Genomic DNA, 8,298 nt, shown 5'->3' with positions numbered 1-8,298 from the left:
TCCAGTCGTTACTTCGATGCCGTTCGGGCTGAGGAGAGGCGGTAGCCTCGTCTCGAAGCCTTAGCACCATACCAAGGCTTCGAGACAGCGCTATCGCGCTTCCTCAGCCCGAACGGCATCGAAGTAACGACTGGCTCAAACGAGCTTCTTATCCGAAACTCACGTTAACTTACGCCCATTGATAGTGACACACTCTCTCCAGGCGTAGGAAACAACACCGAGTGGCTCTTTAAGATGTTTTCTATGATCCCAGTCACTTCATAAGGCAAATTCTCTGGATACTGATAAAGGTGATATAAGGCTTCATATACCTGCTCATCTGTCCTCACTTTTTCTATTAACTGACTCAGGCCGGGGCTTCCATGACGGAAAATCTCCCGTAACCAGCCACGTTTTTCTTGCATGTTCTGCTTATGAACCTCATGGAAAAACCCTGGCGTATAAAGTCCCTTTTGATTTAAATGTTCTTTAGGAATAGCAATTCCTGCCGCCTGGATAAGCGTCAGATAACAAAAAGTAAAATCCAACGGTGCAGAAACAGTGGGTAAAGGAGTGCTTTGCACCAGTTTATTTTTCACTTTATTGAGGTCATCGGTTGAAAGGATGGATTGAGAACGAAGCCAATCGAGCATGGTCATTATGTTGCTGACCTGTGAATCTGCCAGACAAAAAGTACTCCATATTGCAGCCAAATTACCAGGATTATTTTTAATATAACCAACCAAATCCCCCAGTACCTCTCTATTAAGACTGAGCATACTTCGTCTTAATAGCTCATCTGATTGCCGCTTTAGCAAAGGGGATTTGGATTTCAAGGTCAACCATACCATCGTTGTAATCATTTCAGTCCTGAGCTTACTCAGTTCTACTGTATCATCAATTTGAATTCTGTTTACAAATTGAGGATGACAGGACGGCTTATAATGATCCATCACTAATTTCAAAATGGCCACATTAGTAGCTAAATCAGTCGAGGTCTCGCTTAACTGTTGCAAAAACTTCTCTTTAATTCCGCTTACTCTGGTTTTGAATTCCTGTTCCTCCTCAGAAGATGTATCAAGGCAATCAGAAAAGGCATTTAATTCTGCTAAGGATACATCACGGGTTTCAGGTGAGTCCAAAGCGGTGACACATTCATCCACTAACCGATGAACCAATACTGTTTCAGAGGCCAATAATAAATCTCGTGAAAATCTCCCCCGCTGTTTTGGTGTTATTTCGGCACGTAAATCCCTTACTCCTTCTTCTCCAAAGCGGTTCATGAACTCTTTTATAATCAGAGCCATGGTAGCCTCATCCACCTCGTCAGGATTATTCAGCCAAAATTTAATATTTTTTTTCCATCTTTTCTGCGTCCAGTTTGCAATAACTTCAGGGTATAAAGGAAACAAAAGATGCGGAATCTCATTTTTATTAGGCAGCATCATGCAAGATGTTTCAAAAGTCCACGCGGATACAATTGCTTTCAAAGCTTCCCTGTCCATCCATTGTTCTGTAGAGTCAACTCCATTCTTTTGCATGTACAATACGATTAAGGCTTTTAATTTTGGAGACAATACTGCAAACACTGTACGGCGTTTTTGCTGTTCTATCTCATCCAGTGACCCTGTTTCAGCGAAATAAGGCCACAAAACAGCCGGACTCAGGGAAATATACTCTCTGGGCAAGATGTCTTGAACAGCAAGACGGACTCTTCCGAAATCGTTTTCCAGTAAAGCGATACTTTCTGCACTTAAAGGAATATTATTTTGGTAAAAGCTACGGAACAAAGAGGCTGAATATTGCCTCAGCGGATCAAATACAGAACTCAAGCTGCCATGCTCGTTATAATATGTATCTGTTTGAGGTAATGACGAAAAGCGTAATTTATTACGTATACGGGAAGTTAAACTTACATCTAACGTGACTTTGTTAAAAAGCGCCTCTGCGGCGAATACCGCCAAAGCAGGCATTCTCACCAGGTGCCTTTTGCCCGTATCCTTGTCCTCATAAGAGACAGGCACTGGCTTATGTCTCAGAAGCCATTTTACACGTTCATTATCAGGTACTCTTCTCGCTTTATCAATGAAGCGTTGATCAACTCGATGATCTCCGTAAGACACAGGGCGTACTCCAGTTTTGTAAAAATAGTCATTATTATACCACAAAATGAACATTATTTAACCACTAATATTTATTTACCCATTAATTATTTTTATTGAGAGGTACATCATGACCACCAGAATTAGGGTTTGTAGCCCGGTCTGCTCGCAGCCGGGATCAAGATGGCACCATCCCGGCTGCAGAGCACTATCGCTGCATCAAGGCTGCGGCCTATTGATTAATGAAGAAAACTGTTCCCTTGAAACCACATTGATGTAGAATCAAAGATATGGTTTCACATTATAAAATCGGTAATGACAGGCTATAAATGGATGAATCAGGCACATGTTCACTAAAAAGATGAAAGAGTCATGGATTATTGGGTTACAAATGAGCCTGTGTGGATTGATTTGCTTTTTTATTTCGCAAGATTTTCATTTTAACCAGGGATTTTGGTCTGTTGTCACTATTTCAGCCATAACGCGGCCTTCTTTTTCTGGTACCTTTGTTAAAGCAGGATTACGTCTTTGCGGCACTTTGTTTGGTGCTGGCACCGGTTTTTTGATGGCAGAATGGATAGGCTATTCCCCTTTTGCCCTGTTCGTAGCGATTTTTATTTTTTCGACAGTTACTGTGTACATCAGCTTGCAGACCAAACCTTATAATTATCTGTCTATAGTTGCGGGCTTTAGTGCGGTCATTGTCATCGAGGCCTTTTTACTGGATAACATTCGCTCTATTGCCTTATACCGTACTGTGGAAGTATGCATAGGGATTCTGGTGATGAGCATTATCAGCTGGATTATGGCACAATTTTTTTCCTCGCAAACCAATTTTTTTGATAAAGATATAGGGAAAAAAATAGCCACAGTTTATCGCTCTATCCATTTTTCAAAAGTCGATTTGGTCAATGCCCTGATTATCAGTTTAACCATCTCCCTCACCTTCCTCTCCTGGATGATTTTTCGCTACCCTCAGGGAATTTGGCTAACCATTACCTTGTTTGTCGTGATGGAAGACACTGTAGCAGAAACCCAAACCAAATCGTTCGCACGCTTGTCAGGCCAAATATTCGCTGCCATTCTGGGGGGGATGGTCGCTATTTTTTTCCCGACCAACATGCTGATTATCGGCCTCGTACTCGTTATTGGATTTTTTATTTGTGGCAGCGTCATTGGCTACGAATCGCGATTTACCGCTTCAGGAAATCACGCCGGCAGTGCATTAGCCATTATGCTACTGGCAGGTTTGCCTGATAACAGTACCGAGGTAGTAATGAACCGCTTCGTTAACGTTGTTGCCGGCATCATCATTGCCATGGTCGTTAGTCATTTTCAAATCAGCAAATCCAAGGCTACAGAATTATAGCTGTAACACTATATTTCATTTTTATGGCTTTACAGCTATATTTTGATTTTATGGCTGTAACGCTATATAATTATCGAAACACCAGAAAGAAGAGTACCCTGCAATGGAACAGCTTATTCATTCTTTAAAAGCCTTAGGCACCGTAATTAAACGTCAACGCAAGGCAAAAAAGTTAACCCAAACTCAAACGGGTATTGAGTTCAATATTGATCAAAGCACCCTCTCAAGCGTTGAACAAGGTGCTGAAGGGACTCGGCTTATTACTTTATTCCGTATTTTGGCTGCCCTGGATTTGGAAATGGTCATACGCTCAAAAGATAAGGGCAAGGCAGACAACAAGGAGCAATGGTAATGGCACGTTCCAAACGTTACCATGAGTTGTTTGTGTATATGAACGGTATAGAAGTTGGGCGCTTATCACGTGAATCAAGCGGCCAGTTGGTTTTTCAATATGCTGATAACTGGCTGGATCATGAAATCACACGTCCGATTAGCCTGTCCATGCCACTTACTGAAGTGCCCTACAAAGGAAGAGCTGTAGAGTATTTCTTTGATAATCTGTTGCCCGACAGTACTATCATTCGTACCAGAATACAAAAACGCTTTCATACCGAATCTACCCAATGCTTTGATTTGCTATCCTACATAGGGGGAGATTGCGTTGGGGCTTTACAGTTGCTCACTACCCCCTTAACAACAAATATTAAAGAAATCACAGCGACTCCCATTTCTGATGATGAAATCGCCACTTTATTAAAAGGATATCAATCAGCACCACTAGGAATGCAAGAGCACACTGACTTTCGAATATCGATAGCCGGTGCACAAGAAAAAACAGCTTTACTATGGCATAAAGAACAATGGCACCTGCCAAAAGATACCACACCAACCAGCCATATTATTAAATTACCTATTGGCAAAATCGTGCACGCGGGCATTGACCTGTCTGAAAGCATAGAAAATGAATGGCTCTGTTTACAAATTTTGTCGGCATATGGATTACCTGTAAACCAGGCCAATATAGTCAGATTCGCTGAGTTCAAAGCACTTGCAGTAAAGCGTTTCGATAGAGCATGGGCTGAGTCAAACCAATGGTTAATGCGTTTGCCCCAGGAAGATTTTTGCCAGGTACTTGCCATCCCTCCGGGCTTAAAATATGAATCCGATGGTGGTCCAGGCATTAAATCTATAATGAATATATTACAAAATGCCGAACATGCTGCGGCAGACCGTGAGCAGTTTTTTAAAACTGTATTTTTGTTTTGGGTATTGGGAGCAATAGATGGGCATGCTAAAAATTTCAGTATTTTATTAAAAGCCCAGGGAAGATTTCAATTAACACCAATCTACGATGTCATTTCAGCGTATCCCTTAGCAGACAAACACGAATTAGAATGGAAAAAATTAAAAATGGCCATGGCGTTAAAATCGTCAAAAAATCATTACAAATGGGATACCATACAAATTCGCCATTGGCTGATTATGGCGAAATCCTGCTATTTTCCAGAACAAAAAATGCAGGAAATAATAACTTCTGTATTTGATGAAATGGATGGCGCATTAGCACAGGTTGAACACAAACTACCCAATCATTTCCCGCCCCAGATAAAAGAGTCTATTTTCAATGGCATGCAAATGATTAAGAACCGTAGCCCGTATTAGGCGTCAGCCGTAATACGGGAATGAGTTCATTGCCACTCCGATCCCGTATTACGGCTGACGCCTAATACGGGCTACACTCGACTTAGGTATTTCCTGACAGACTCGGGGATTACGGCTTCGCCTGCATCAAGGCTACAGCTTCTTCCGGTTTATCGTTTGGCTTTGGTTTATAAAATGAGCCTAGACGGGTTATCATTTGTGCTCGTTTGGTAGCACTTAAAACATCCATCCACGGCATGAAATTGGTGCTTGCATCAAGATATGAAAATGAGCCTATTGGTTTTAGTTCTTTCGCATGTGCCATAAGAGTAGTACCTATTCCTTTAAAACGGTGAACAGGTGCAACAAAAAGGTGGTTAATAAAGAGTTCACTTTCAAGATCGGTAAATAAAATAAACCCAACGATTTCATTTTTTATTTTGGCAATAAATGCGTATTTGTATGGATCCGGTTGCATCGCATATTCTTTTAATTCCGAAAAAGGCATTCTGATACCATTCTTTTTAAAAAATGCCCAAAGAGCATTTACCTCTCCCGCATCAAGCAATGAATAATTGACCCGCGCCCTATAATTTACATAGGTATCATCTAAAAACATGTTGCCTTTTCCGATTGTAAAAAGGTGATTGTAACCCGTATTAGCGCAGCGTAATACGGGCTATACAAATTAAGACAAGGTGGAGGTACGGAGCCTGCGCGCACAAAGTCATTATTTCTGCTCAGGTCAATTGGTTCTCCTGGAAGCAGCTGCCTGTTCTGCATTAACTGCGAGTATGCATTGCTCTAAAGACATGGCACTGATTTGCTGTAAAATCTGTGCTGTAGCGGCATCCGCATGACCATCAAAAATTCCGTAAAATCCGGGTTGGTCGGATTGCAAGACAGATATATTGTCTTTCGAGCCTAAAAACAGGCTTAAACGCGTGAGAACAAAGGCTTGTTGACCATAATTCAGCCTTTGAAATCTGGGGTCGAGAATTATTTTTTGCAAGAGCTCAGGAGCAGCCGGGTTCCTTCCTGTCAAATCCACATTGAAATCCTGAGCTTCGGTCAAACCGTCACAGGAAGCAAGTACCCTGTCACCAGGCTCCAAAGTCATTATGTCAATCTGAGGCTCAACGGTTATCCCCAAGGGTCGGAAATACTCATCACCGAAGGCACCGGTTACTGCCAAAGCGCCCCCTACCCGCCCATGAGGCAAATTTGCCTGTCCGATGCGTTCGATTTCACGTGGATTTTTAGTACTGTGCTGATATTGGTTCACCCATTCCAACTGGCCATTGGCACGTTGTATAAACAACATTGAATCGCCAAGGCTTATACTGACCAGGCGTTTTTTTCCTGACTCCTCTGGCAAAATCAAGAAGCCGAGAAAGCAAGAGCCTGAGTTATACGCAGGATTATAAAAACCCGGGTTGTATGGTTTTTGCTGTGCTAAAAGGTTATCACACAGGACATGCAAGGCAGGAAACCAAACCTTGCTGATAAAATGCTGTATTTCCTCATTAGAACGACTGGAAAGCCCTTGCATTGTTTCTGATAAAGGCACAGCAACCATGCGATCTTCCTGAGTAGGCCTTGTACCTAGCATTTCAGCCATGCCAACGCCATTAACTGAAGCATAATAATCGGCATTACCTTGTTTGGCGTTTTGAAAGGTAGCAGCATCACAAGGCACATTTCCCTGTAGAGTAATCAAATGATAACTGGAGTCAGAATTTCCCGCTGCAGCAATCAATGAGTTAAATTCTGTTTCAAATTGTTGATTAAACGATGCCAGATACTGCTCCATCTGATGGACATACAGTGCACTATTTGGGTCAAAACCTCGATAAAGCGCCAGATAATTACTGATGCTGGGCTCTGCTGATGATGGATCATACAACGCATTAAATACATCCATACATTTTTGGTAGACAGCCATTTGTTGATAAACTGGCAATGCGTGAGCAGCCTTTAAATGATGAAAGATGCAGCGGGCAACAAAATCCGTTTGCAGCAAATGGTGAACCTGGCTTTGGTCACTGTTCACTTCGCTCCTAACAAAAGCGACGAAATAATCCAGACTTTGCCATGAATTCTGACAAATTTGTTTTATATTTTCGGGGTTAACCTGCTCTGCAGAAAAATCCGTCGTGTAAGTCCGAGCTTTATCCGAGTTCGAATCAAAATCGTGCCCCATAACCACCCCATTTAAGCAGATTATTTAAATTATAGTCAATAATTCCCCTCCTGCCGTGAGCCACTGCCCAAATCCACGTCGTCCTGAGCGCGTCTTTTGGCGCGAAGGATCTCCCGAAAGCGGCATGGTGCCACTGAGGCGTAGCCTTGATGCAGCGATAGCGTAATCAAGGCTACGCCATTCTATGTTTCGAGCTAAGAGATAAACGAGTAATTATCGAAAATGCAAAAAAGCAATCTTTTTCTTGATCTGAATGAAAAGCCATTCATACAATAAGCTCAAAATCGCAGTTATGAGGCCGACATGTCTGTTTTTACCCGTCAAAATTACACTGATCAACTCTTTACTTCCCTTGTACTGGAAAAGGAACAGCTTGAGCAGATTGAGTTTCAAAACTGCCAATTTAAGCAGTGTAAATTTCTTGAAGTAACCTTCAACAAGGTTAAATTCACCGAATGCGATTTCGAAGGCTGCGATCTCTCGCTCTCCCAATTCCCCTATTGCCGATTTTCTGAAGTATCCTTCAAAGATTCGAAATTGGTTGGGATAAACTGGACTAAGTTAAGTTGGCCCTTGGTACGGCTTGCCAGCCCGTTTTATTTTTATGGCAGTAACATAAGTCACTCCAGTTTTTATGAGCTGGAACTTCCTGATTTAATTCTGGAACAATGTAAGGCGCACGATGTTGATTTCAGAGAAGCAAAATTAAAGCATGTCAGCTTTACTGGCACTGATTTTCAAAACAGCTTATTTCAACACACCGATTTATCTCATGCCGATTTTAGCAACGCCATCAATTACATTATTGATATTCAAACGAACAAAATAACAAAAGCCTGTTTTTCTTTTCCGGAAGTCATTGGCTTGTTAAATAATCTTGAAATCAAGATAAAAGATTTGCCTAATGATAATGAAGATTGATGTAGCCCAGCCTACAAAAACGGCTTAAGTACGTGCCAGTATAACTGTTCCGCTTCCTGACGGTCGCGGCTCGGTTTTCGTGC

General features: G+C 41.9%; 7 protein-coding genes. 4 read left to right on the top strand and 3 right to left on the bottom strand.

The annotated features are described in order from the left end of the window. Positions 1-164: 164 nt before the first annotated feature. Complete coding sequence (locus B094_RS0112330; protein WP_155823875.1) at positions 165-2,102, bottom strand: hypothetical protein; 1,938 nt, start codon at positions 2,100-2,102, stop codon at positions 165-167. A gap of 325 nt (positions 2,103-2,427) precedes the next feature. Between B094_RS0112330 and B094_RS0112325 the strand changes: the two genes are divergently transcribed. From B094_RS0112325 to B094_RS0112315, 3 genes are all read left to right on the top strand, one after another. Then, positions 2,428-3,450, top strand: a complete 1,023-nt coding sequence (locus tag B094_RS0112325; RefSeq protein WP_026254012.1) for an FUSC family protein — start codon at positions 2,428-2,430, stop codon at positions 3,448-3,450. 103 nt (positions 3,451-3,553) lie between these two features. Further along, positions 3,554-3,802, top strand: a complete 249-nt coding sequence (locus B094_RS0112320; RefSeq protein ID WP_018578117.1) for a helix-turn-helix domain-containing protein — start codon at positions 3,554-3,556, stop codon at positions 3,800-3,802. Continuing rightward, the gene (locus tag B094_RS0112315; protein ID WP_018578116.1) at positions 3,802-5,112 is read left to right on the top strand and encodes a type II toxin-antitoxin system HipA family toxin; all 1,311 of its coding nucleotides are present in this window, start codon (positions 3,802-3,804) and stop codon (positions 5,110-5,112) included. Before B094_RS0112320 ends, B094_RS0112315 begins: the two co-directional genes overlap by 1 nt. 109 nt (positions 5,113-5,221) lie before the next feature. On the opposite strand, the gene B094_RS0112310 is transcribed toward B094_RS0112315, so the two are convergent. Both B094_RS0112310 and B094_RS0112305 read right to left on the bottom strand, forming a co-directional pair. Next, on the bottom strand, positions 5,222-5,710 hold the full coding sequence (locus tag B094_RS0112310; RefSeq protein ID WP_018578115.1) for a GNAT family N-acetyltransferase: 489 nt from the start codon (positions 5,708-5,710) through the stop codon (positions 5,222-5,224). Positions 5,711-5,836: 126 nt separating this feature from the next. Next, complete coding sequence (locus B094_RS0112305; RefSeq protein WP_169334273.1) at positions 5,837-7,144, bottom strand: PP2C family serine/threonine-protein phosphatase; 1,308 nt, start codon at positions 7,142-7,144, stop codon at positions 5,837-5,839. Between the two features lie 453 nt (positions 7,145-7,597). Here B094_RS0112305 and B094_RS0112300 point away from each other — a divergent pair, with 453 nt between their 5' ends. Further along, positions 7,598-8,215, top strand: coding sequence for a pentapeptide repeat-containing protein (locus tag B094_RS0112300; RefSeq protein ID WP_018578113.1), 618 nt, complete (start codon positions 7,598-7,600; stop codon positions 8,213-8,215). The last annotated feature ends 83 nt before the right edge of the window (positions 8,216-8,298 follow it).

It is taken from the genome of Legionella shakespearei DSM 23087 (genome assembly GCF_000373765.1).
Lineage (GTDB): Bacteria > Pseudomonadota > Gammaproteobacteria > Legionellales > Legionellaceae > Legionella > Legionella shakespearei.
The sequence above is the reverse complement of the archived record's forward strand: the minus strand, read 5'-3'. Positions and strand labels throughout refer to the sequence as shown.

Bases quoted from the DNA above. Each gene is read 5' to 3' on its own strand.
- B094_RS0112320 (WP_018578117.1), top strand. From the start codon at position 3,554: ATGGAACAGCTTATTCATTCTTTAAAAGCCTTAGGCACCGTAATTAAA.
- B094_RS0112315 (WP_018578116.1), top strand. From the start codon at position 3,802: ATGGCACGTTCCAAACGTTACCATGAGTTGTTTGTGTATATGAACGGT.
- B094_RS0112310 (WP_018578115.1), bottom strand. From the start codon at position 5,710: ATGTTTTTAGATGATACCTATGTAAATTATAGGGCGCGGGTCAATTAT.
- B094_RS0112300 (WP_018578113.1), top strand. From the start codon at position 7,598: ATGTCTGTTTTTACCCGTCAAAATTACACTGATCAACTCTTTACTTCC.
- B094_RS0112325 (WP_026254012.1), top strand. From the start codon at position 2,428: ATGTTCACTAAAAAGATGAAAGAGTCATGGATTATTGGGTTACAAATG.